This window comes from Delftia sp. WSY_7, assembly GCF_043104845.1.
GTDB classification, from domain to species: domain Bacteria; phylum Pseudomonadota; class Gammaproteobacteria; order Burkholderiales; family Burkholderiaceae_C; genus Comamonas; species Comamonas tsuruhatensis.
Map to the genome: position 1 here is coordinate 71,831 of NZ_JBICLB010000025.1, position 22,406 is coordinate 94,236.

General features: G+C 68.6%; 20 protein-coding genes. 8 read left to right on the forward strand and 12 right to left on the reverse strand.

The window, feature by feature from the left end:
- Window position 1 precedes the first annotated feature (1 nt).
- The 3 genes from ACF8ME_RS11140 (at window position 2) to ACF8ME_RS11150 (ending at window position 2,965) form a co-directional block, all read left to right on the forward strand.
- A complete protein-coding gene (locus ACF8ME_RS11140; protein ID WP_392413377.1) occupies window positions 2-1,150 on the forward strand; it encodes a homoserine O-acetyltransferase in 1,149 nt (382 codons plus the stop codon).
- Window positions 1,147-1,731 (forward strand): methionine biosynthesis protein MetW, encoded by a 585-nt coding sequence (gene metW / locus ACF8ME_RS11145; protein WP_012207840.1) that lies wholly within the window; start codon window positions 1,147-1,149, stop codon window positions 1,729-1,731. The genes ACF8ME_RS11140 and metW overlap by 4 nt, the downstream gene beginning before the upstream one ends.
- A 70-nt stretch (window positions 1,732-1,801) precedes the next feature.
- Window positions 1,802-2,965 carry a glycerophosphodiester phosphodiesterase gene (locus ACF8ME_RS11150; protein WP_392407009.1) on the forward strand — a complete coding sequence of 388 codons (1,164 nt, stop codon included), beginning with the start codon at window positions 1,802-1,804 and terminating at the stop codon, window positions 2,963-2,965.
- Here the strand turns inward: ACF8ME_RS11150 and ACF8ME_RS11155 are convergent.
- Together ACF8ME_RS11155 and ACF8ME_RS11160 are read right to left on the reverse strand one after the other, a co-directional pair.
- On the reverse strand, window positions 2,949-3,590 hold the full coding sequence (locus tag ACF8ME_RS11155) for an NAD(P)H-dependent oxidoreductase (protein ID WP_016447241.1): 642 nt from the start codon (window positions 3,588-3,590) through the stop codon (window positions 2,949-2,951). The two genes, ACF8ME_RS11150 and ACF8ME_RS11155, sit on opposite strands and share 17 nt — an antisense overlap.
- Window positions 3,591-3,628: 38 nt before the next feature.
- Entirely contained in the window at window positions 3,629-4,018 is a 390-nt protein-coding gene (locus ACF8ME_RS11160) for a MerR family transcriptional regulator (protein ID WP_016447240.1), read from the reverse strand.
- Between the two features lie 123 nt (window positions 4,019-4,141).
- Here ACF8ME_RS11160 and ACF8ME_RS11165 point away from each other — a divergent pair, with 123 nt between their 5' ends.
- Together ACF8ME_RS11165 and ACF8ME_RS11170 are read left to right on the forward strand one after the other, a co-directional pair.
- Window positions 4,142-5,656, forward strand: coding sequence for a M20 family metallopeptidase (locus ACF8ME_RS11165; protein ID WP_016447239.1), 1,515 nt, complete (start codon window positions 4,142-4,144; stop codon window positions 5,654-5,656).
- Window positions 5,656-6,540 carry an alpha/beta hydrolase gene (locus ACF8ME_RS11170; protein WP_392416416.1) on the forward strand — a complete coding sequence of 295 codons (885 nt, stop codon included), beginning with the start codon at window positions 5,656-5,658 and terminating at the stop codon, window positions 6,538-6,540. The genes ACF8ME_RS11165 and ACF8ME_RS11170 overlap by 1 nt, the downstream gene beginning before the upstream one ends.
- On the opposite strand, the gene ACF8ME_RS11175 is transcribed toward ACF8ME_RS11170, so the two are convergent.
- Both ACF8ME_RS11175 and ACF8ME_RS11180 read right to left on the reverse strand, forming a co-directional pair.
- Window positions 6,527-7,279 (reverse strand): 16S rRNA (uracil(1498)-N(3))-methyltransferase, encoded by a 753-nt coding sequence (locus ACF8ME_RS11175; protein WP_046984816.1) that lies wholly within the window; start codon window positions 7,277-7,279, stop codon window positions 6,527-6,529. The genes ACF8ME_RS11170 and ACF8ME_RS11175 overlap by 14 nt on opposite strands.
- A gap of 13 nt (window positions 7,280-7,292) precedes the next feature.
- Entirely contained in the window at window positions 7,293-8,390 is a 1,098-nt protein-coding gene (locus ACF8ME_RS11180; protein WP_392416418.1) for an aminoglycoside phosphotransferase family protein, read from the reverse strand.
- Between the two features lie 92 nt (window positions 8,391-8,482).
- Here ACF8ME_RS11180 and ACF8ME_RS11185 point away from each other — a divergent pair, with 92 nt between their 5' ends.
- From ACF8ME_RS11185 to rsmA, 3 genes are all read left to right on the forward strand, one after another.
- Window positions 8,483-10,918: an LPS-assembly protein LptD gene (locus ACF8ME_RS11185; RefSeq protein ID WP_043791605.1), complete on the forward strand. Its 2,436-nt coding sequence runs from the start codon at window positions 8,483-8,485 to the stop codon at window positions 10,916-10,918.
- Window positions 10,919-10,959: 41 nt separating this feature from the next.
- Entirely contained in the window at window positions 10,960-12,387 is a 1,428-nt protein-coding gene (locus ACF8ME_RS11190; protein ID WP_016447234.1) for a peptidylprolyl isomerase, read from the forward strand.
- 76 nt (window positions 12,388-12,463) lie between these two features.
- Window positions 12,464-13,231 carry a 16S rRNA (adenine(1518)-N(6)/adenine(1519)-N(6))-dimethyltransferase RsmA gene (gene rsmA / locus ACF8ME_RS11195; RefSeq protein ID WP_392416420.1) on the forward strand — a complete coding sequence of 256 codons (768 nt, stop codon included), beginning with the start codon at window positions 12,464-12,466 and terminating at the stop codon, window positions 13,229-13,231.
- A gap of 66 nt (window positions 13,232-13,297) precedes the next feature.
- Here the strand turns inward: rsmA and ACF8ME_RS11200 are convergent, their stop codons facing one another.
- From ACF8ME_RS11200 to ACF8ME_RS11235, 8 genes are all read right to left on the reverse strand, one after another.
- Window positions 13,298-13,723, reverse strand: a complete 426-nt coding sequence (locus tag ACF8ME_RS11200; RefSeq protein WP_013804792.1) for a barstar family protein — start codon at window positions 13,721-13,723, stop codon at window positions 13,298-13,300.
- Window positions 13,724-13,872: 149 nt separating this feature from the next.
- Window positions 13,873-14,292 (reverse strand): ribonuclease domain-containing protein, encoded by a 420-nt coding sequence (locus tag ACF8ME_RS11205; protein ID WP_016447232.1) that lies wholly within the window; start codon window positions 14,290-14,292, stop codon window positions 13,873-13,875.
- A gap of 324 nt (window positions 14,293-14,616) precedes the next feature.
- The gene (locus ACF8ME_RS11210) at window positions 14,617-16,926 is read right to left on the reverse strand and encodes an NADP-dependent malic enzyme (protein WP_016447231.1); all 2,310 of its coding nucleotides are present in this window, start codon (window positions 16,924-16,926) and stop codon (window positions 14,617-14,619) included.
- A gap of 208 nt (window positions 16,927-17,134) precedes the next feature.
- Window positions 17,135-18,601, reverse strand: coding sequence for a M81 family metallopeptidase (locus tag ACF8ME_RS11215; protein WP_252651919.1), 1,467 nt, complete (start codon window positions 18,599-18,601; stop codon window positions 17,135-17,137).
- Complete coding sequence (locus ACF8ME_RS11220) at window positions 18,598-19,893, reverse strand: Zn-dependent hydrolase (protein WP_392416422.1); 1,296 nt, start codon at window positions 19,891-19,893, stop codon at window positions 18,598-18,600. Before ACF8ME_RS11220 ends, ACF8ME_RS11215 begins: the two co-directional genes overlap by 4 nt.
- Before the next feature lie 32 nt (window positions 19,894-19,925).
- On the reverse strand, window positions 19,926-20,636 hold the full coding sequence (locus ACF8ME_RS11225) for an ABC transporter ATP-binding protein (protein ID WP_013804788.1): 711 nt from the start codon (window positions 20,634-20,636) through the stop codon (window positions 19,926-19,928).
- On the reverse strand, window positions 20,633-21,412 hold the full coding sequence (locus tag ACF8ME_RS11230; protein ID WP_012207823.1) for an ABC transporter ATP-binding protein: 780 nt from the start codon (window positions 21,410-21,412) through the stop codon (window positions 20,633-20,635). The genes ACF8ME_RS11225 and ACF8ME_RS11230 overlap by 4 nt, the downstream gene beginning before the upstream one ends.
- Window positions 21,409-22,401, reverse strand: a complete 993-nt coding sequence (locus tag ACF8ME_RS11235) for a branched-chain amino acid ABC transporter permease (RefSeq protein ID WP_026062103.1) — start codon at window positions 22,399-22,401, stop codon at window positions 21,409-21,411. The genes ACF8ME_RS11230 and ACF8ME_RS11235 overlap by 4 nt, the downstream gene beginning before the upstream one ends.
- Window positions 22,402-22,406 lie beyond the last annotated feature (5 nt).

Consider the following 22,406-nt stretch of genomic DNA (forward strand, 5'->3'; position numbering starts at 1 on the left):
CATGTCCTTCATCGCCACACCACAATCCATGCACTTCGACGAGCCGCTGCCGCTGCAGGGCGGCGGCTCGATCCGCGACTACGACCTCGCCTACGAGACCTACGGGCAGCTCAACGCCGACCGCAGCAATGCCGTGCTGGTCTGCCATGCGCTCAACGCTTCCCACCATGTGGCCGGCGTGTACGAGGGCCAGCCCAAGAGCGAGGGCTGGTGGGACAACATGATCGGCCCCGGCAAGCCCGTGGACACGAACCGGTTCTTCGTGATCGGCGTGAACAACCTGGGCTCGTGCTTTGGCTCCACGGGCCCCATGCACACGCATCCGGACACCGGCAGGATCTATGGCGCCGACTTTCCCGTGGTCACCGTGGAGGATTGGGTGGACGCCCAGGCCCGGCTGCTGGACCGGCTGGGCATAGCGCAGCTGGCCGCGGTGCTGGGCGGCAGCCTGGGTGGCATGCAGGCGCTGTCCTGGTCGCTGCGCCATCCGGACCGCATGCGCCATGCCGTGGTCGTGGCCAGCGCGCCCAACCTCAATGCGGAGAACATCGCCTTCAACGAGGTGGCGCGGCGCGCCATCGTCACCGATCCGGATTTCCATGGCGGGCATTTCTACGAGCATGGCGTGGTGCCGGCGCGCGGCCTGCGCATCGCCCGCATGATCGGCCACATCACCTACCTGAGCGACGACGTGATGAACCAGAAGTTCGGCCGCCAGCTGAGGGAGGGCCTGGACCTGAAGTACAGCACGCAGGATGTGGAGTTCCAGATCGAGAGCTACCTGCGCTACCAGGGCGAGAAGTTCAGCAGCTACTTCGACGCCAATACCTACCTGCTGATCACGCGCGCGCTCGACTACTTCGACCCGGCGCGCACGCATGGCGGCGACCTGACCCAGGCGCTGTCGGTGGCCAAGGCCGGCTTTTTGCTGGTCAGCTTCACCACCGACTGGCGCTTCGCGCCCGCACGCAGCCGCGAGATCGTGAAGTCGCTGCTGGAGAACAACCGCGACGTCAGCTATGCCGAGATCGACGCGCCCCACGGCCATGACGCCTTCCTGCTCGACGACCCCCGCTACATGAACGTGATGCGCTCCTACTTCGACGGCATCGCCCAGGAAACCACGACAGCCGCCAAGGAGGCCGCATGACCGAGCTGAACACCATGCAGGCGATTGCGCGCCTGATCCCCAAGGGCTCGCGCGTGCTCGACCTGGGCTGCGGCGATGGCGCCCTGCTGTCGCACCTTCAGCGCGAGCGTGGCTGCACCGGCTACGGCGTGGAGCTGGATGACGCCAACGTGCTGGCCTGCGTGCGCCGGGGCGTGAACGTGCTGCAGCTGAATCTGGAGGACGGCCTGGCCATCTTCCAGGACAACAGCTTCGACGTGGTGCTGCAGATCGATACGCTGCAGCATCTGCGCAATGCCGAGACCATGCTGCAGGAGACGGCGCGCATAGGGCGCGCGGGCATCGTCGCCTTCCCCAACTTCGCGCACTGGCCCAACCGCCTGTCCGTGCTGCGCGGGCGCATGCCGGTGACGCGGCGCCTGCCCTACCAGTGGTATGACACGCCCAACATCCGCGTGGGCACCTACAAGGACTTCGAGGTGCTGGCCACCCGGAACCGGCTGCGCATACTGGACTCCTTCGGCCTGCAGGATGGCCGCAGCGTGCGTACCCTGCCCAATCTCATGGCGGGCACGGCGGTCTTCCATTTCGAGCACGCCTGAGCGCAGGCGGGCCATGCCCGTGTCATCCCCGGCGCGCACAATCGGATGCCCCGAGACCCCGGAGACAGACATGGACAACCTCCCACGCCGCCGCGCGCTGGCCCTGGCCGGCGCGGCCGCCGGCCTGCTGGTGGCCGGCTGCGCCGCACCGCAGGCGCCCGCCCGAAGCGATGCCGCTGCCGACTGGCCGCCCCGGCCCGCGCTGATCGCCCATCGCGGCGCATCGGCGCTGCGGCCAGAGCACACGCTGGAGGCATACCGCGAGGCCATACGCGCGGGCGCCGACTTCATCGAGCCCGACCTGGTCATCACGCGCGATGGCGTGCTGGTGGCGCGGCATGAGAACGCCATCGCCATCCTCGCGGCCGACGGCAGCCTCAAGGAGGCCACGACCAATGTGGCCGACCGCCCCGAGTTCGCGGCGCGCAAGACCACCAAAACCATCGACGGGCAGGCGATCACGGGCTGGTTCGTGGAGGATTTCACGCTGGCCGAGCTGAAGACGCTGCGTGCGCGCGAACGCATTCCGGCGATCCGCCCGGCGAATGTGCAGTTCAATGACCGTTTCGAGGTGCCCACGCTGCAGGAGGTCATCGACCTGGCCCGAGCCGAGAGCGCACGCACGAGCCGCACCATCGGCATCTATCCCGAGACCAAGCACCCGAGCTACTTCCAGTCCATCGGCCTGCCGCTGGAGCCCGCGCTGCTCAAGCTGCTCGCGGACAACGGCTGGAACCATGCGCAGGCGCCGGTGTTCGTGCAGTCCTTCGAGGTCGAGAACCTGCGCTGGATCCGTGCGCGCAGCAGCCTGCGCCTGGTGCAGTTGCTGGCGCCCAAGGGCAAGCCCTATGACAGCGTGGCACGCGGCACGGGCCCCGGCTATGCCGACATGGTCACGCCCGCAGGCCTGGCCGAGATTGCGCGCTACGCCAACGGCATAGGGCCGAGCAAAAGCATGGTGATCCCCGTGGTGCAGGGTGCGAATGCCGCGCCCACTGCGCTGGTGGCCGATGCCCATCGCGCGGGGCTGCTGGTCCATCCCTGGACGCTGCGGCCCGAGAACGCCTTCCTTCCCCTGAGCCTGAAATCTCCGCCCGCACAGGACGGCGCCCGGCGTGGCAATGCGCGCGCCGACATGGACGATTTCCTGCGCACGGGCATCGATGGCATCTTCACCGACGACCCGTCGGTGGGGCGAGCCGCCATTGACGCATTGCTCAAGTCGCGGCCTTGACCGGACGTGCTGCCGTGCGCCGGCCCGCTGCCTGCGCCTGCTCCAGCCACTGCTGGCGGCGTGCGGCATCGGCGCCGAGCACGGGTCCGAAACTGTGTATGCGCACGGGCCGGATGCCGCTGAACTCCAGGATGGCACGGCGCATCTGGTGATGGCCCGGCATGTGCGCCAGCCAGCGGTAGTACCAGGGCGGGGAATCCATGCTCACCAGCAGATCGGCGGTGCGGCCGGCCAGCAGCCGGTCCCACAGCATCGAGCCCTTGCGGTACTTGAAGGCGAAGCCCGGCAGAAAGATGCGGTCGATGAAGCCCTTGAGCAAGGCCGGCAGGCCGCCCCACCAGGTCGGATAGACCCAGGCCAGGTGGCTGGCCCACAGGATGTCGGCCTGGGCCTGCTGCAGGTCAGGCTCCAGGGGCTGATCCTGGCGATAGCCGGCGCGCAGCAGCGGGTCGAATTCCAGTTCGCCCAGGCGCAGCGTGCGCACTTGGGCACCGCTGTCGCGTGCGCCCTGGGCGTAGGCATCGGCCAGGCCGGCGCACAGGCTGCCGGCCGACGGGTGGCCGAGGATGATCAGGATGCGCTGGGGATGATGGGGGTGCGTGGTGCTTGGAGACATGGCGGCCATGTTCGCCTTGCCCCAAGGGGCAGGGTCAAGACCCTGGATCAAGCCATGGCGGTTTCGCAGGCGCGTTCTCTGGAATCCGCCGGCTCCAGGCGGCATTCGAGCAGCTCACGCTCCAGTGCGGCCAGCTGCGTCTGCAGTCCCTGAAGGTGCTGCATCTGCGCCTGCACCTGCTCGCGGCGGCCGCGCAGCAGCCGGGCCAGCGCGTCCCAGCTGTCGGCGTGGTCCAGGCGCTGCAGGCCATGCAGCTCGTCGAGTCGAAAGCCCAGCCCCAGCGCCTGGCGGATGCGCTGCACCAGCACCAGATCCTGCTGTCCATACACGCGGTAGCTGCCTGCCCGCGCCACGGCACCGAGCAGGCCCCGTGATTCATAGAGCCTGACGGCCTTGGGCGAGCAGCCGGCGCGTCGGGCGAGTTCTCCGATATACATGGGGCGTGATCGTAGTCGCTGGCGCCGGGCTCTCATGGTCTGCATGGCGTTGGCGCACAATGACCGGATCGCGGCGCTGGCTTCGCTCGAACGGTGCGCCCATCCCTGACACGAGGACCCACCATGAATGCACGCACTCCTTCACAACTGCTGCAGCCCGCAGCCGCGCTGGACCGGATCAGCCGCTCCTGGGACGAGCGCATCGTCCCGGCGCTGACCGAGTACATCGCCATTCCCGCCAAGTCGCCCATGTTCGCGCCCGACTGGGAGCAGCAGGGCCACCTGGAGACCGTGCTGCGCAATGCGGCCGACTGGGTGCAGGCGCAGAAGGTGGCGGGCCTGACGCTGGAGATCGTGCGCCAGCCGGGCCGCACGCCAGTGCTGTTCTTCGAGGTGGAAGGCACGCAGGACAAGGCGGCCTCCAGCCCCACGGTGCTGATGTACGGCCATCTGGACAAGCAGCCCGAGTTCGACGGCTGGCGCAGCGACCTGGGTCCGTGGACGCCCAAGTACGAGAACGGAAAGCTGTACGGGCGCGGCGGTGCCGATGATGGCTACGCGGTCTACGCCAGCATCGCGGCCGTGCAGGAGCTCAAGCGCCAGGGCGTGCCGCACCCGCGCATCCTGGGCCTGATCGAGACCTGCGAGGAAAGCGGCTCGCGCGACCTGCTGCCCTATGTCGATGCCCTGCGTCCGCGCCTGGGCGATGTGGGCCTGGTGATCTGCCTGGACAGCGGCGCCGGCAACTATGACCAGCTGTGGCTGACCACCAGCCTGCGCGGCATGGCCAGCGGCACGCTGAAGGTGGAGATCCTCACCGAGGGCGTGCACTCGGGCGATGCCTCGGGCGTCGTGCCGTCGTCCTTCCGCATCCTGCGCCAGGTGCTGGACCGTCTGGAGGACAGCAAGACCGGGCGCCTGCTGCCCGCCAGCTTCCACTGCGAGGTCCCGGCCGACCGCATGGCCCAGATGCGCGCCACGGCGGCCATCCTCGGCGAGGAGACCTATGCGCGCTTTCCCTGGGCGCACTACGACTGCGGTGGCTCCACGCTGTTTGCCCTGCCCACCACCACCGATCCGGTGCAGGCGCTGGTCAAGCGCACCTGGGAGCCCACGCTGAGTGTCACAGGCGCAGAGGGCCTGCCCGCGCTGCAGGATGCCGGCAACGTGCTGCGGCCCTACACGGCCTTCAAGCTCAGCCTGCGCCTGCCGCCCCTGGTCGATGCCGCCGCCTGCGTGCAGGAGATGAAGGCGCTGCTGGAGGACAACGCGCCCTACCAGGCCCGTGTGACCTGGCAAGGGCTGTCGGGTGCCAGCGGCTGGAATGCGCCAGCCATGGACGGCTGGTTCGAGGACGCGCTCAACGCCGCCAGTCAGGCGCATTTCGGTGCTTCCTGCGGCTACATCGGGCAGGGCGGCACGATTCCGCTGATGAACATGCTCAGCCAGGGCTTTCCCAAGGCCCAGATGATGGTCTGCGGCGTGCTCGGCCCCAAGAGCAACGCCCACGGTCCCAATGAATTCCTGCACGTGCCCTATGCCAAGAAGCTCACGGCCGCCGTGGCCCAGGTGATCGCCGCCATGGCCGGGACGCAGGCAGCTTCCGAAGCCGGTGCCGGCACTGCCGGCGTGGCGTGATGGCAGCGTCTGCCCCCGCACCCGTTCCTGCATCTGCCTCGCAAGGCCAGGCCACGCGCCTTGCGTCCAGCGACGGCGCCGAGCTGTCACTGCGCGATTGGCCAGCCGGCGAGGGCCCGGCGCGCGCCACCGTGCTGCTGGTGCACGGCCTGGGCGAGCACATCGGCCGCTATGCGGCACTGGCCCAGCGGCTCAATGCCTGGGGCTATGCCGTACGCGGCTACGACCAATATGGCCACGGACGCTCGGCAGGGCCGCGCGGTGGCCTGACGGGCGATAACCGGCTTCTGGACGACCTGTCGGCCGTGGTGGACGACACGCGCGCCCGGCAACCGGCCGGCCAGCCGCTGGTGCTGTTGGGCCACAGCCTGGGCGGTCTGGTGGCGGCGCTGTTCGTGGCCCGGGCCATCCGGCCTGTCGATGCGCTGGTGCTGTCCTCGCCAGCCCTCGATGTGGGTCTGTCGCCGATCCAGAAATTGCTCGTTGGCACGCTGCCGCACCTGCTGCCCGATCTGCGCGTGTCCAACGGCCTGCAGATTCCGTATCTCTCGCACGACGTGGCGGTCTGCGATGCCTACCGCGCCGATCCGCTGTGCCACGACCGCATCAGCGCACGGCTGGCGCGCTTTCTGGCGCAGGGCGGCCCGCAGGTGCTGGCCCGTGCGGGCAGCTGGAGTGTGCCCAGCCTGTTGCTGTGGGCAGGGGACGACAGGCTGGTGGCGCCGGCCGGCAGCCAGGCCTTTTCCGACCGTGCGCCGCCGGCCGTGGTGCAGGCGCAGTGCTTTGACGGCGCCTACCACGAGCTGTTCAACGAGCGCGATGCCTTCGCCGCGCCCGTGTTCGCAAGGCTGCGGCAGTGGCTGGGCCGGTTCAGTCCAGCGTGAGCGCCGCCAGCGCGGCCAAGGGCGCGGTTTCCGCGCGCAGAACGCGTGGACCCAGCGTGACGGGCACGAAACCCTGGGCGCGGGCCAGGGCCTCTTCGGCCGGAGAGAGGCCCCCTTCGGGGCCCGATAGAAAGACCACGGGCGCATCCTCGGCCATGGCGTCCACGATCTCGCCCAGCGGCCGGGTTCCCTCGCCCAGCGACAGCAGCAGCCGCAGCGTGCCGGGCGGCAGCTGTTTCGCGCCGCCCTCCAGCCAGTCTTGCAGGTCGGTGGGCGCATGCAGCGGCGGCACGCGGTTGCGTGTGCACTGCTCGCAGGCCGACACGGCCACGGCCTGCCAGTGCGCCAGCTTTTTCTCGGCGCGCTCGCCCTTGAGCTTGAGCACGCTGCGCTCGGCCACCAGCGGCGTGATGCTGGCGGCGCCCAGCTCGGCGGCCTTCTCCACCAGCCAGTCCATGCGTTCGTTGGCCGTGATGCCTGCCAGCAGGTGCACGGGGCGCAGCGGTTCGCGTTCCACGGCGTGGTGCGCGCCTATGCGCACGGCCACGTCGCTGCGGCCCATGCGCAGCACGGTGGCCTCGAACTCGCCGCCGCTGAAGCCTTCGCCGGCACGGCCCTGAAAGAGGGTGATGCCGTCGCCGGGCTGCAGGCGCAGCACCTGCACATGGCGCGCCGCACCGGGCGGCAGTTCGATGTCGTCGCCGCTGTGCAGCGCGATGGGGCAGTGAAAGCGTGGCATGGCGTACCTGTCCTCAAACGCGCCCGTAGGCCCAGCCCACCTGGGGCTGGATGTTCTCGATCTGGTCCACCAGGCGCAGCAGCGGCGTCAGCTCGCGGTAGCGGCTGCAGGTGGCGCGGATGTAGTGGATGAAGCGCGGCGTATCCGCCAGGTAGCGGGGCTTGCCGTCTCGCAGTGTCAGCCGTGCAAAGATGCCGGCCACCTTGAGGTGGCGCTGCAGCCCCATCCACTCCACGCCACGGTAGAACTCGCCGAAATCGTCGCCCCAGCCGCTTTGGCTGCGCGCGCCCACCAATCCCGACTTGCGTGCCTTTTCCCAGTAACGCACGGTAATGTCGATGACAAAGTCCTCTTCCCAGCTGATGAAGGCATCGCGCAGCAGGCTGGCGATGTCATAGGTCACCGGGCCGTAGACCGCATCCTGGAAGTCCAGCACGCCCAGCGGGCCGCTGGCGGTCACGGGCTGCATGAGATTGCGCGTCATGAAGTCGCGGTGCACGAAGACGCTGGGTGCCGCCAGGTTGTGGGCCACGATCTGGTCGAAGGCCTTGGCCAGCGTGGCCTGCTTCCTGTCGTCGAGCACGGTCTCGCGGTGGCGCGCGATGTACCAGTCGGGGAACAGTTGCAGTTCGCGGCGCAGCAGGGCGTCGTCATAGGCGGGCAGCACGTCGGGGCGTGAGGCGGTCTGCCAGGCCAGCAGCACCTCCAGCGCCGAGCGGTACCAGGCTTCCGCGTCCTGGGGCTTTTCCGGGTCCAGCGCCTCGATGACGGTGTGGCCGCCCAGGTCGGACAGCAGCATGAAGCCGTGCACGGCGTCCCAGTCCAGGATCTGCGGCACGGCCAGGCCGGCCGAGGCCATCAGTGCCTGCACCTTGGCGAAGGGCGCGCAGTCTTCCTTGTCCGGCGGGGCATCCATGACGATGAGGCTGGCGCCGGCGGCGGTGTCCAGGCGCAGATAGCGGCGAAAGCTGGCATCGGCCGATGCCGGGCGCAGGGTTTCGGGGCGCAGCGCGTGGCGGGCGGACAGCGGGGCCAGCCAGGCGTCGAAGGCGGCATGGCGGGCGGGGTCGGCCCAGACAACGCCGGCCGTGGGGGTGTTTGGATGGCTCATGGATAATCGCGATTCTACAAACCGCCACCCCGGCGAATGCCCGGCGGTGATGCTAGGCTTGCGCCTTTGTCCACCCGCCGCTGTTGACCACCGTGTACCTCCGACCGCCGCTCCCCGATCCGCTGGCTGCCCGCGCGCCCGCGCGCCCCGCTGTACGCCCGCTGGCCTGGCTTGTGGCTCTCGCATGGGCCGGTGGCTCGACGCTGGCCCAGGCCCAGCCCGCTGCGGCCGATGAAGGCCGGCTGCAGCAGGTGCGCCCGCTGCGCCCCAGCACGCTGATGCAGGAAACCTACCCTGAGGCGGTCCGCTCCCAGCAGCCCGTCTACGTGCGCGGTGACGCGCTCAGCGGCCAGCCGGACATCAATGCGGTGATCGAGGGCAATGCCGAACTGCGCCGCGGCGACACCATGATCCGCGCCGACCGGCTCGAATACCAGGTGCCCGACGACCGCGTCAATGCCTCGGGCGCCGTGCACATCAACCAGGCCGGCAATGTCTACGAAGGCTCGCAGCTGGACCTGCAGGTCGATGCCTTCAAGGGCTTTTTCGACAACGCCGGATATCGCTTCCTGGCCAATGGCGCCTACGGCAAATCCTCGCGCGTGGACTTCATCGACCGCGACCATGCCGTGGTCCACGACGCCACCTACACCACCTGCCAGCGCGATGACGAAGCCACCTGGCAGCCGGCCTGGATGCTGCGCGCCCGGACCTTGCACATCGACATGGCCGAGGAAGTCGGCGTGGCCGAGGGCGCGGCCCTGCAGTTCAAGGGCGTGACCGTGCTGCCCGTGCCGCGCATGAGCTTTCCGCTGTCGGACAAGCGCAAGTCGGGCCTGCTGCCCCCCACCATGGGCCTGGACAAGCTCAGCGGCATCGAATACACGCAGCCCTACTACTGGAACCTCGCGCCCAACCGCGACATGACCCTGTATCCCTCGGTCATGAGCAAGCGCGGCGTCAACCTGGGCGCCCAGTTCCGCTATCTGGAGCCCACCTATTCGGGCGAGGCCTACGCGGCCTACATGCCGGGCGACCGCCAGCGCGACCGTGACCGCTGGGCCTACTCGCTGCAGCACCGGGGCGTCATCAGCTCGCCCATCGGCGGCCTGGGGTTGAACATGAACCTCAACCGCGTCAGCGACGACAACTACTGGCGTGATTTCCCGCTGGCCGCCCGTTCCTTGCGCGAGCGCCTGCTGCCCAACGACGTGAACCTGTCCTGGGCGCGTGGCGACGGGGTGCTGACCCTGCGCACCCTGTACTGGCAGACCATGCAGGATGCATCGGCGCCCATTGCCCCGCCCTACGGCATGAAGCCGCAGCTGCAATGGCGCTACACGCCGCTGGACCTGCCGCACGGCCTGGACTTCAGCTTCGTGGCCGACACCACGCGCTTCGAGATCGACAAGCCCCTGGCCGGCATGACCTACAACAACGGCCAGCGCAGCTACATGCAGGCGCAGCTGAGCCGTCCCTTCCTGTCGCCGGGCGCCTTCATCACGCCCAGGATCCAGTTGCACACCAGCAACTACCAGGTGGACCGCCTGATGAGCAACGGCAGCCGCAATGCCTCGCGCACGCTGCCCACGGTCAGTGTGGACAGCGGCTTGGTGTTCGAGCGCGACACCACGCTGTTCGGCCGCCAGCTGCTGCAGACCTTCGAGCCGCGCGCCTTCTACACCTACACGCCCTACCGCGACCAGAGCTTTCTGCCGCTGTACGACACGGCGCGCAACGACTTCAACTTCGCGAGCATCTACTCCGAAAACGACTACAACGGCCAGGACCGCATTGCCGACAACCACCTGCTGACCCTGGGCGCGACCACACGCCTGATCGACGGGGCCACGGGCGCGGAGAAGGCGCGCTTCGGCATTGCGCAGCGCGTGCGTTTCTCCGACCAGAAGGTCATCCTGCCCGGCGAGGTGCCTGCCACCAGCCGGCTGTCCGACGTGCTGCTGGGTGCGGCCATCAACTGGACCGATGCCTGGTCCACCGAAGGCACGACCCAGTACAACCGCGACCTGAACCGCCCGGTGCGCACCACCTTCGGCGCGCGCTACAGCCCCAGCTCCTACCGCACGGTGAACGTGGCCTACCGTACCCAGTACGACACCGTGGCACGCACCGATGCCAGCAAGCTGGTCGATGTGGGCTGGCAATGGCCCATCAACGACCTCTGGGGCGACAAGGGCCGTGACCTGGGGGCCGGCCGTGGCCAGGGCGGCGGCCGCTGGTACACGGTGGGCCGGCTGAACTACAGCCTGAAGGACCGCAAGCTCGTCGATACCGTGGTCGGGCTGGAGTACGACGGCTGCTGCTGGATTGGCCGCGTGGTGCTGGAGCGCCTGCAAAGCTCCATCACCCAGTCCAACACCCGGCTGCTGTTCCAGATCGAGTTCGTAGGCTTCTCGCGGCTGAGCCTGGGTGCCGACCCGCAGCGCAGCCTCAAGCAGAATGTGCCGCGCTACCAGTACCTGCGCGAGTCGGTGACGCCGCCCAGCCGCTTCACCAATTACGATTAGAGCCAAGGCTCCAAACACGCTTTTTGCAAGGCATCTCTCCCATGCGTTTTCTTTCCCAGACCCATTGCTGCGCAGCGGCCGCTGTGGCGCTGGCCTTGCTGGCCACCACAGCCCAGGCGCAAGGCCTGCGTGTTCCGGGCCAGTCCAGGGCGCCCCAGGCCGGCGATGCCTCCGTCTCGCGCGCGCTGGACGCCACCAACCAGCCCTTGTCGCGTGATCGCGGCAGCAATGCCGGCGTGCGCTCGGCCGACTACATCGTGGCCGTGGTCAACTCCGAGCCCGTGACCAACAACGAGGTGCGGGCCCGCATGGCGCGCGTGGCGCAGAACATTGCCGAGCAGGGCGGCCAGATGCCGCCCGAGGCGCTGCTGGCCCGCGAGGTGCTGGAGCGGCTGATCGTGGAAAAGGCCCAGCTGCAGGAAGCCAAGGACACGGGCCTGCGCGTGGATGACTACGCCGTGGACCAGGCGCTGACCAATGTGGCGCGGCAAAACGGCCTGGACAAGGCCGGCCTGCAGTCACGCCTGCGGGCCGAGGGCGTGAACGAAAAGCAGTTCCGCGAAGAACTGCGCCGCCAGATCACGCTGCAGCGCCTGCGCGAGCGCGATGTGGACGGCCGCGTGCGCGTGACCGAAGCCGACATCGACCGCTACCTGGCCGAGCAGCGCAGCGGCGGCGCCGACAAGGCGCCGGCGGCCGTGAACCTGGGCCACATCCTGATCGCTGTGCGCGAGGATGCCAGCCCCGCCGAAGTGGCCGAGCGCGAAGCCCGCGCCAAGCAGGCCGCCGAGGCGGCCCGCACGCAGGGCGACTTCCTGGCCGTGGTCAAGGAGTTCTCCGATGTGCCCGACGGCCAGGGCGGCGGCGCCATGGGCATGCGCCCGCTGGACCGCTACCCCGAACTGTTCACCAAGGCCGTGGGCCAGACGCCGCAGGGCGGCATCGTCGGCCCCTTCCGTTCGGGCGCGGGCTTTCACGTGCTCAAGGTGCTGGAGAAGTCGCAGGCCGGCATGCCTTCCGTGGTCACGCAAAACCATGCGCGCCACATCCTGCTGCGCATCGGCGACCAGATGACCGAGGCCGATGCCGCCAAGCGCCTGGCCGACTACAAGCGCCGCGTGGACAGCGGCCAGGCCAGCTTCGAATCGCTGGCCCGCGAGTTCTCGCAGGACGGCAGCGCGCGCAACGGCGGCGATCTGGGCTGGGCCTCGCCCGGCCAGTTCGTGCCCGAGTTCGAGCAGGTGCTCAATGCGCTGCAGCCCGGGCAGGTCAGCGACCCGCTGGTCTCGCGCTTCGGTGTGCACCTGATCCAGCTCATCGAGCGCCGCCAGGCCGCGCTGACGCCGCGCGAGCAGCGCGACATGGTGCGCAACGTGGTGCGCGAGCGCAAGCTCGAAACCGACTACCAGACCTGGCTGCAGGAGCTGCGTGGCCGCGCCTACGTCGAGTACCGCGAGCCCCCGCAATAAGACACCCCCCAAGCAGCCATGGCTGCGGCAGTCCACAATGGAAGGCGGTGCCATGGCGCACCGCCTTGCTTTTTCTATGAAACACATTCCTCGCAAACGCTTCGGCCAGAACTTCCTGACCGATGGCGGCATCATCGACGGCATCGTGCGTGCCATCGATCCCCGGCCGGGCCAGTCCATGGTCGAGATCGGTCCGGGCCTGATGGCCCTGACCCAGCCCCTGGTCGAGCGCCTGGGCCGGCTCACCGTGATCGAACTGGATCGCGACCTGGCCGTGCGCCTGCGCCTGCACGAGCAGCTCGACGTGGTCGAGTCCGACGTGCTCAAGGTGGACTTTCGCGCCATCGCTGCGCGCCTGGGCGTGCCCAAGCTGCGCATTGCGGGCAACCTGCCCTACAACATCTCCAGCCCCATCCTCTTTCACCTGCTCGAGCAGGTGGACGTGGTCGAGGACCAGCACTTCATGCTGCAAAAGGAGGTCATCGACCGCATGGTGGCCTCTCCGGCCACGGCCGCCTATGGGCGGCTGACGGTCATGCTGCAGTGGCGCTATGCGATGGAGAGCGTGCTGTACGTGCCGCCCGAGAGCTTCAATCCGCCGCCCAAGGTGGACAGCGCCGTCGTGCGCATGGTCCCGCGCGAGGCGCCGGCGGCCCTGGACGCGAAGCTGCTGCAGGAGATGGTGCAGGTGGCCTTCAGCCAGCGGCGCAAGATCCTGCGCAACACGCTGGGGCGCTGGCTGGAAGCCAAGGGCTTTGACGGGGAGTTCGACCTGCAGCGCCGCGCCGAGGAAGTGCCGGTGTCCGAGTACGAGGCACTTGCAGCCCGGTTCACGCGCAGCTAGACGCAGGTGGCGCACGGCGCCAGCGCCCGCATGGGACGCTGGCGCCGTGCAATCAATGTGCGGCTCTTACAGGAAAGAGTAGAAGCAGCGGAACGGGATCTTGCGCTCGGCCCAGTACTCGGCCGCGTCGCGGAAGCTGTCCAGCAGCTGCTCGCGCACTTCCTTGTCGAACTTGGGCGTGGTCGGGATCTGGTCGAGCACGAGCACAAAGCCCGGCTGCGGGCCGGCCTTGTGGATGGGGTCGGTCAGGCAGTCGTAGAGCGCGTCGAAGTTCTTGCCGAAATGCGCGGGGAAGAAGAACTGCGTGGCCAGCAGCTCCAGGATGTCGGCCTTGGTCTGCGCATGGGCCAGGTTGGCATACAGGAAATGGCACCCCAGCGTCTCGGCCGCCTGTTGCAGATCCTCCACCCTGTAGGCGCGGATGGACTGCACGATGTTGGCGCGCACGTTCCGCAAAGGGGTGTCCGGGATCTTACGAAGTGGTGCATCCATCTCCGTGGCTCTTTCTCTAACGTGGATGTGGCCTGCGGGTACGGGCACGTGGCCTGCGGCGTCCCCGGGCTGTGGATGAAATGCAGACCCCTGCCAGCGCACTGCGTCGGACGCGGAGGGTCGAACTGGCTGCAAAGACTGGGTCGAGGTCATTCGATGATCTTGCGAAAGCTGCTGTAGTGGTCGCTGGTGTAGTAGCAGGCATCGGGCTGCTGTGGCTCTCCGCCGCAGACGATGCGGCGGGCTCCGCGGTCACGCGAGCCGGGCGTGCGCACCGTGTACTCACGGTAGTAGCCGCGCGACTGGCGCGGCAGGATGCGCTCGCGGTTGCCGAACACCGTGCCGTCCTTGTCGTGGGCAAAAGGCCCGCCGCGCAGGATCAGCGTATAGGTGGAACGGCCTTCGCGCGGCAGCTCTGACAGGGTGACGGTGGCCATGGCCGCCGTCGAATCCGCGCTCTCGGGCGCCGAGCGGCGCGCATCAGCGAGCGAGGGCGACAGCACAAAGGCGGCCCCGACGATGAGCGCTAGACCGGACTGGTACGCCTTGGCGGCGGCTGCCTTCAGCATCAACTACACCTTTCAGAAATCCAGGGAAGCCCTGAAATCTCGACCCGCTAGTGTGACGGAACACCCCTCAAAATGCAAGTTCTGCCTAAAAAACAGGCAGCTTGACCGAGGAAATGTCTGGGGATTGAACAGTGAGAAGGCAACTCTGCGCCTGAGTTGCCTTCCATTCAATGCAAATGCCGCCCGTTGTCTCAAAAACGCGCGCGGCCAAAACGAGGGACACCGAGCAAGGGCCGCCCCGCAGCGAGGGTGTCGTCCCCCTCCCGCGAAGCGAGAGAGGGCGCCGTGCACACGGGGGAAGCGGCGAAGCCGCTCAGGGGGTGCTTAACGGTTAGCGTTAGCGTCCGCCACCGTCAGCGCCGTCATGTTGACGATGCGGCGCACCGTCGTGCTCGGCGTGAGGATGTGCACGGGGCGGGCGGCGCCCAGCAGCACGGGGCCGATGGCAATGCCGCCGCCAGCGGCCTGCTTGAGCAGGTTGTAGCTGATGTTGGCCGCGTCGATGTTGGGCATGACCAGCAGGTTGGCATTGCCCAGCAGCGTGCTGTTGGGCATGAGCTGGGCGCGGGCCTTGCCGTCCAGGGCCACGTCGCCGTGCATCTCGCCGTCCACTTCCAGCCAGGGGGCCTGCTCGCGCAGCAGCTCCAGGGTCTGGCGCATCTTGACGGCGCTGGGCTGGTTGCTGGAGCCGTAGTTGGAGTGCGACAGCAGGGCGGCCTTGGGCTTGACGCCGAAGCGCATCATTTCCTCGGCGGCCATGATGGTGATCTCGGCCAGCTGCTCGGCCGTGGGGTCGTAGTTGACGTGGGTGTCCACCAGGAAGACCTGGCGGTCGGGCAGCAGCAGGCCGTTCATGCAGGCATAGGTCTGCACGCCGGCGCGGCGGCCGATCACCTGGTCCACGTACTGCAGGTGGTGCGATGTCTGGCCCCAGGTGCCGGTGATCAGGCCGTCCACTTCGCCCTTGTGCAGCAGCATGGAGCCGATCAGGGTCAGGCGGCGGCGCATCTCGATCCTGGCGATGGGCACGGTGATGCCCTTGCGCTCGGTCATGCGGTGGTAGGTCTGCCAGAAGTCGCGGTAGCGCTCGTCGTGCTCGACGTTGACCACGTCGTAGTCCTGGCCCTCCTTCAGGCGCAGGCCGAACTTCTCGATGCGCTGGGCAATGATGGCCGGGCGGCCGATCAGCGTGGGGCGCGCAATGCGCTCGTCCACCACGATCTGCGCGGCGCGCAGGATGCGCTCTTCCTCGCCTTCGGCATAGGCCACGCGCTTCTTGGTGGCCTTCTTGGCCGTGGCGAACAGCGGCTTCATCATCGTGCCCGAGGCGTAGACGAAGGTCTGCAGATGGGCGCGGTAGGCGTCCATGTCCTGGATCGGGCGCTGGGCCACGCCGCATTCGGCGGCAGCCTGGGCCACGGCCGAGGCGATCTTCATCATCAGGCGCGGATCGAAGGGCTTGGGGATCAGGTACTCAGGACCGAAGCTCAGCTGCTCGCCCACGTAGGCTGCCGCCACTTCCTCGCTCTGTTCGGCCTGGGCCAGTTCGGCGATGGCGTGGACGGTGGCGATTTCCATCTCGGTGGTGATGGTGGTCGCGCCGCAGTCCAGCGCACCGCGGAAGATGTACGGGAAGCACAGGACGTTGTTGACCTGGTTGGGATAGTCCGAGCGGCCCGTGGCGATGATGGCGTCGCTGCGCACGGCCTTGACGTCTTCGGGAACGATTTCGGGGTTGGGATTGGCCAGCGCGAAGATCACCGGGCGCGCGGCCATCTTGACCACCATGTCCTGCTTGAGCACGCCGCCAGCGGACAGGCCCAGGAAGACGTCGGCGCCTTCGATGACCTGGCCCAGGGTGCGCAGCTCGGTGGCGCGTGCGAACTGGGCCTTGTCCTCGTCCATCAGTTCGGTGCGGCCTTCGTAGACCACGCCGGCCAGGTCGGTGACGAACACGTTCTCCCGGCGCAGGCCGACCTTGAGCAGCAGGTTCAGGCAGGCCAGGGCAGCGGCGCCCGCGCCCGAGGCGACGAGCCGGACCTCCTCGATCTTCTTGCCCGCGACCTTGAGCGCGTTGACCATGGCCGCAGCCACGGTGATGGCCGTGCCGTGCTGGTCATCGTGGAAGACGGGGATCTTCAGGCGGCGGCGCAGTTCGCGCTCCACGAAGAAGCACTCGGGCGCCTTGATGTCTTCCAGGTTGATGGCGCCGAAGGTGGGCTCCAGCGCGGCGATCACGTCGACCAGCTTTTGCGGGTCCTTCTCGTTGATCTCGATGTCGAAGACGTCCACGCCCGCGAACTTCTTGAACAGGACGGCCTTGCCTTCCATCACCGGCTTGGAGGCCAGCGCGCCGATGTCGCCCAGTCCCAGCACGGCCGTGCCGTTGGAGATCACGGCCACCAGGTTGCCGCGCGCCGTGTACTTGAAGGCGGCGGCCGGGTCCTTGACGATCTCTTCGCAGGGCGCTGCCACGCCGGGCGAGTAGGCCAGGGCCAGGTCATGCTGGTTGGCCATGGGCTTGGTCGGCACGATGGTCAACTTGCCGGGCTTGGGAAACTCGTGGTATTCGAGTGCGGCACGGCGCAGCTGGGCACGTTTATCGGAAGGGGTCGGGGCCGTGTTGTCGGACATCAAGCGTCTCCAGCGAAGGCATGGCCAACGCACGCGCGGATCAGCCCGCGTGCCGTCGGCCGAGGTAGGGGGGAACCGATTGTAGGCCGACAGGCAATAGCCGGGCCCTGCTGTGAAACTGTTGTGATGCCTGGTTGCCCAATGTCCTGCGGCGGCGGCGGTCTTTGCTTGCGCGGCGCCGCAAAGCCGGGCAATCAGATGGCGTCCATCAGATGGCGTCCAGCGGAAACACCGGGCGGCTGACCCGGGCGAACGGAAAGCGCGAATAGTCCGAGGTGGTCACGCCGGGGCTGTCGCACTCGACCAGGCCGGCCGACAGCGGCACGAAGACGGGCCGGCAGTACATGCGCGACTTGAGCAGCACGAAGCGAAAGCGCGTCGGGTCCATGCCCACGCAGTGGAACACGCCCAGGTCCCAGGGCTCGTGCGTCTGCTCGGTGATCACGATCTGCGCTGCGCCCGTGTCCAGGCAGACCGTGCGGCCCATGTGGCAGCGCTGGCCGGTGTAGATGGGGCCGCTGACCGTGTAGGCGCCGTCGCTGACGGCGCGCACCGTGCCGCGCAGCCGCAGCGGCTGCTTGTGCAGGCCGATGCGTTCCAGCGAGACCTTGTTGCCCAGCGCGATCTCCACCTCGGCGCCTTCGCCGGCCGCCGTGAGCGAGGCAACCGCTTCGGGGTCGCACAGCGGGCCCACGGCAATGCCTGACAGGCCCAGCTCCAGCGCGGTCTGCAGCACGTCCATGGTGTCGCAGGTGCCGCCGGACATGCAGTTGTCGCCATGGTCGAGCAGCAGCACGGGGCGGTCGGCTCCCTCGGCCAGGGCCTGGGCGCGGCGCAGCGAATCGGCCAGCGGCTCGCTGCGGTAGACGAAGTCGGCGCGGCGCTGCCAGATCCGGGCGGCCAGCGCGTCCACGCTCGCCTGGGTGGCCGCGCGCTCGTCGGTCCTGCAGGTGGCGACCACGCTCACGCAGGGCGCGGCGATGTCGGCCAGCGAGAAGCCGCCGAACACCGAGACCGCGGGCAGGCCCTCCGCTTCCAGGGCGCGCGCTGCGTTCACGGCGTCCAGCATGGGGCCGTCCAGCGTGGTGCTGCGCAGCGTGTGGCTCATCAGGGGCAGGCGGTGCCAGCACACGGCGTAGCGCGCGCGGCCGGCCAGCATGTCCAGCAGCAGCCGGCCCGCATGCTCGCCGGTCTCGTACATGTCGATGTGCGGATAGGTCTTGAAGCCCACCATCACATCGGCATTGCCCACCATTTTTTCGGTGATGTTGCCGTGCAGGTCCAGCGCCACGCCAACGGGCACGCCGGGTGCGGCGGCGCGCACGCGTTCGAGCAGGTCGCCTTCGCCGTCGGCGCTGTTCTCGGCCACCATGGCGCCGTGCAGGTCCAGCAAGATGGCATCGCAGCCCGGCGCGGCCGCCACGATGCGGTGCGTGAGTTCGTCATAGGCGGCCGCATGCACGGGGCCGCTGGGATTGGAGGTGGCCGATACCGGCGTGACCAGGGTGGCGCCCGCCGCCTCGGCCAGGTCGATGAAGGCGGCCATGGCCGTGCGCATGCCCTTGTTGGCCGAATAGGCCGCCTCGCCATAGGTGGGCGCAAACGCCTCGATGGGCGTGGGCACTGGCGAGAAGGTATTGGTCTCGTGGTTGAGCCGGGCGATCAGGATCTTCATGCCGGCACCCCGCCGTCCGCTGCCTGCACCACGCCCGCAGCCGCCAGCATGGCGCGCAGCAGCACGTTGCAGCCGGCCTCCAGGTGGGCGGGCTCGGCATCCTCGATCTCGTTGTGGCTGATGCCGTCGGCGCAGGGCACGAAGATCATGGCGGCAGGCGCCACGCGCGCCAGGTAGACGGCATCGTGGCCCGCGCCGCTGACCACGTCCATGGCGCTGTAGCCCAGGTCGGCCGCATTGGCGCGCACGGCCTCCACCAGGTGCGGCGTGAAGGGCTGGGGCGGGAAGTAGACGACCTGCTCCACGCCAACGGTCACGCCATGCGCGGCCGCAATGCGCTCGCAGGCCGCGCGCAGTGCGGCATCCATGTCCAGCAACTGGCCGTCGTCCGGCGCGCGCAGGTCCACGCTGAGCTTGACGCCGCCCGGGATCACGTTGCGCGAGTTGGGAAACACCTCCAGCGATCCCACGGTGCCGCGCGCATGCGGCAGGCGGTCCAGGGCGATGCGGTTGACCTCGGCCACGAGGTCGCTGGCGGCCAGCAGGGCGTCGCGGCGCAGCTCCATGGGCGTGGGGCCGGCATGGGCCTCCATGCCCTGCACGCTGACGTCGTACCAGCGCTGGCCCAGCGCGGCGCTGACCACGCCGATCACGCGTTCATGGTTTTCCAGCACCGGGCCCTGCTCGATATGGGCCTCGAAATACGCGCCCACCGCAGGCGCCGGGCCGGCCGGCCCGGCATAGCCGATGGCGCGCAGCGCCTCGTCCACGCTCACGCCCTGGGCATCGCGCTGGGCCAGCGCATGCTCCAGCGTGAAGGCATTGACGAACACGCCCGAGCCCATCATCACGGGCACGAAGCGCGAGCCTTCCTCGTTGGTCCACACGGCCACTTCCAACGGGGCGCGCGTGCGCACGCCGCCATCGCCCAGCGTGCGCAGCACCTCCAGCCCGGCCAGCACGCCGTAGTTGCCGTCGAACTTGCCGCCCGTGGGCTGGGTGTCGATGTGGCTGCCCGTCATCACGGGCGGCAGCGCATCGTCCAGGCCTGCGCGGCGCGCGAAGATGTTGCCGATGGCATCGACGCGGATGCTGCAGCCGGCCTCGCGCGCCCACTGCACGAAGAGATCGCGCCCCTGGCGGTCCAGGTCCGTCAGCGCCAGGCGGCACACGCCGCCCTTGGGTGTGGCGCCTATGCGCGCCAGGTCCATCAGCGATTGCCACAGGCGGGCGCCGTCGGTGCGCAGCCCGGCCGCAACGGTGGCGGCTGCAAGAGGGGTACTGAGATCCATGAATGACTCCTGGGAATGCGAAAGGCGGTGGATCAGGCGATCCCTACACCGAGATACCGGTCCTTGATGGCGTCATCGGCCAGGAAAGCGGCATTGCCTGCCTCGTGCGCAATCGCACCCTGTTCGATGATGTAGTGGCGGTCGGCCAGCTGGGTGCAGACCTCCAGGTTCTGCTCCACCAGCAAGATCGCCACGCCAGCGGCCTTGATGGTCTTGAGCTGGGCCACGATCTCCTCCACGATCACGGGCGCCAGGCCCTCGACGGGCTCGTCCAGCATGAGCAGGCGCGGCGCGTTCATCAGGGCGCGGCCTATGGCCAGCATCTGCTGCTCGCCGCCCGACAGCTGGCCGCCGCCGTTGCCGCGCCGCTCCTTGAGGCGCGGGAAGATGCGGTAGATGTCGGCCAGTTGCCAGGGCGAGCGCTTGCGCTGGCCCAGCAGCAGGTTCTCCTCCACCGTGAGCAGCTTGAAGATGCCGCGGTGCTCGGGCACCAGGCAGATGCCGCGCTGGGCCACCTGGTGCGTGGCCAGCCGGTGCACGGGCTCGCCGCCGAAGCGGATCTGCCCCTGCGAGGGCTGCATCACGCCTGCGATGGACTTGAGCGTGGTGGTCTTGCCCGCGCCGTTGCGGCCCAGCAGCGTGACCAGCTCGCCGTCCTGCACCTGCAGCGACACGCCCTGCAGCACATGGCTCTTGCCGTAGTGGGCGTGTATGCCCTCGACCGAAAGCAGGGGACCGCTCATGCCTTTCCTCCCGTGATCATGTTGCCCAGATAGGCGCTGCGAACGCGCTCGTCGGCGCGGATCTCGTGGGGCAGTCCTTCGGCCAGCACGCGGCCCTGCTGCATGACGGTGATGGTGTCGGAGATGTCCATGACGATGTTCATGTTGTGCTCGATGAGCACCACGGTGTGCTCATCCCTGAGGCCCTGGATCAGGCGCTTCATCTCGTCCAGGTCATCGATGCCCATGCCCGAGGTCGGCTCGTCCAGGAAGATGGCCTTGGGCCGCGCGGCCAGGGCCATGCCCACCTCCAGCCGCCGCTGCTGGCCGTGCGAGAGGTTGCCGGCCGGCGTGTCCGCATGGCGCTCCAGACCCAGGCGCGAGAGCACGCTGGCCACGGTGTCGGCCAGGGCGCGAGCACCCACGGGCGCGTTCCAGCAGTCCAGCGCCCTGGCGGGCGCCACGCCCTGGGCGGCCAGGCGCAGGTTCTCGCGCACGGGCAGGGTCAGGAACAGGCTGGTGACCTGAAAGGACCGTGCCATGCCACGCCGCACGCGGCGGTGGTCGGGCTCGCGCGTCACGTCGTGGCCGTCGAAGACGATGCGCCCGCCGCTCACGCTCTTGGTGCCCGTGAGCATGTGGAACAGCGTGGTCTTGCCCGCGCCGTTGGGGCCGATCACCGAGTGCACGGTATGGGCGCGCACCTTGAGGTCCACGCCGCCCAGGGCGACGAACTTGTCATAGCGCTTCTCGACGCCCACGGCCTCGAGCAGGATGGGAGATGCTGCGGCGCTCATGCCTGGCCTCCTTTGGTTTCTGCAGCGGCCGCCGCGGCATCTGCCGGCCCTTTGCGGCGCACCAGGGCCCACAGGCTCTCGCCCAGGCCCCACAGGCCGCGCTGCAGGCCCAGGCTCACGATCATCAGCACCACGCCCAGCAGCAGCAGCCAGCGCGGCCACAGCGTGGACAGCCAGTCGCCCAGCAGCACGTAGAAGGCCGCGCCCAGCACCGAGGCCAGCAGGTTGCCCGTGCCGCCGATCACGGTCATCACCAGGATCATTTCGCTGGTGTGGTACTCGGCATTGGACAGCGGGGCGATGCCCGTCATCATGGCGTGCAGCGCGCCGGCCAGGCCCGTGACTGCGCCCGAGATCACGAAGGCCTGCAGCTTCAGCAGCCTCAGGTCGTAGCCCACGGCGGCGGCGCGCTCCTCGTTGTCGCGCACGGCCAGCAGCGTGCGGCCGAACATGGAGTCGCAGACGCGGCGCAGCAGCCAGAACACCACCAGAAAGAGCACGGCCACAAAGCCGTAGTACTGCCAGGGCGTGGCCAGCGGCCACAGCGTCTGGCCGGCCACCGCGAGGGCGGGGCGGGGCACATCGAGCAGGCCGTTGTCGCCGCCGGTGATGTCCGTGGCCGAGTAGGCGATGAAGTAGAACATCTGCGCAAACGCCAGGGTGAGCATCACGAAATAGGTGCCGCGCTGGCGTATGGCCACCCAGCCGACGATGGCCGCGCCCACGGCGCCCATGGCGGTGGCGGCCAGCAGGGCCAGCGGCATGGGCAGGGGCCAGCGTGTCAGCAGCAGGGCGATGGTGTAGCTGCCCAGCCCGAAGAAGATGCCCTGCCCGAAGGACAGCAGCCCCGTGTAGCCCAGCAGCAGATTGCAGCCCATGGCCGCGAGGCCGAAGATCAGCACTTCGCTGGCCAGCGAGCCCGACTGCATGCACAGCGGCATGGCCACCACGATGGCCAGCGCGAGAAGGAGATGGGAATGCCTGGTCATGGTCT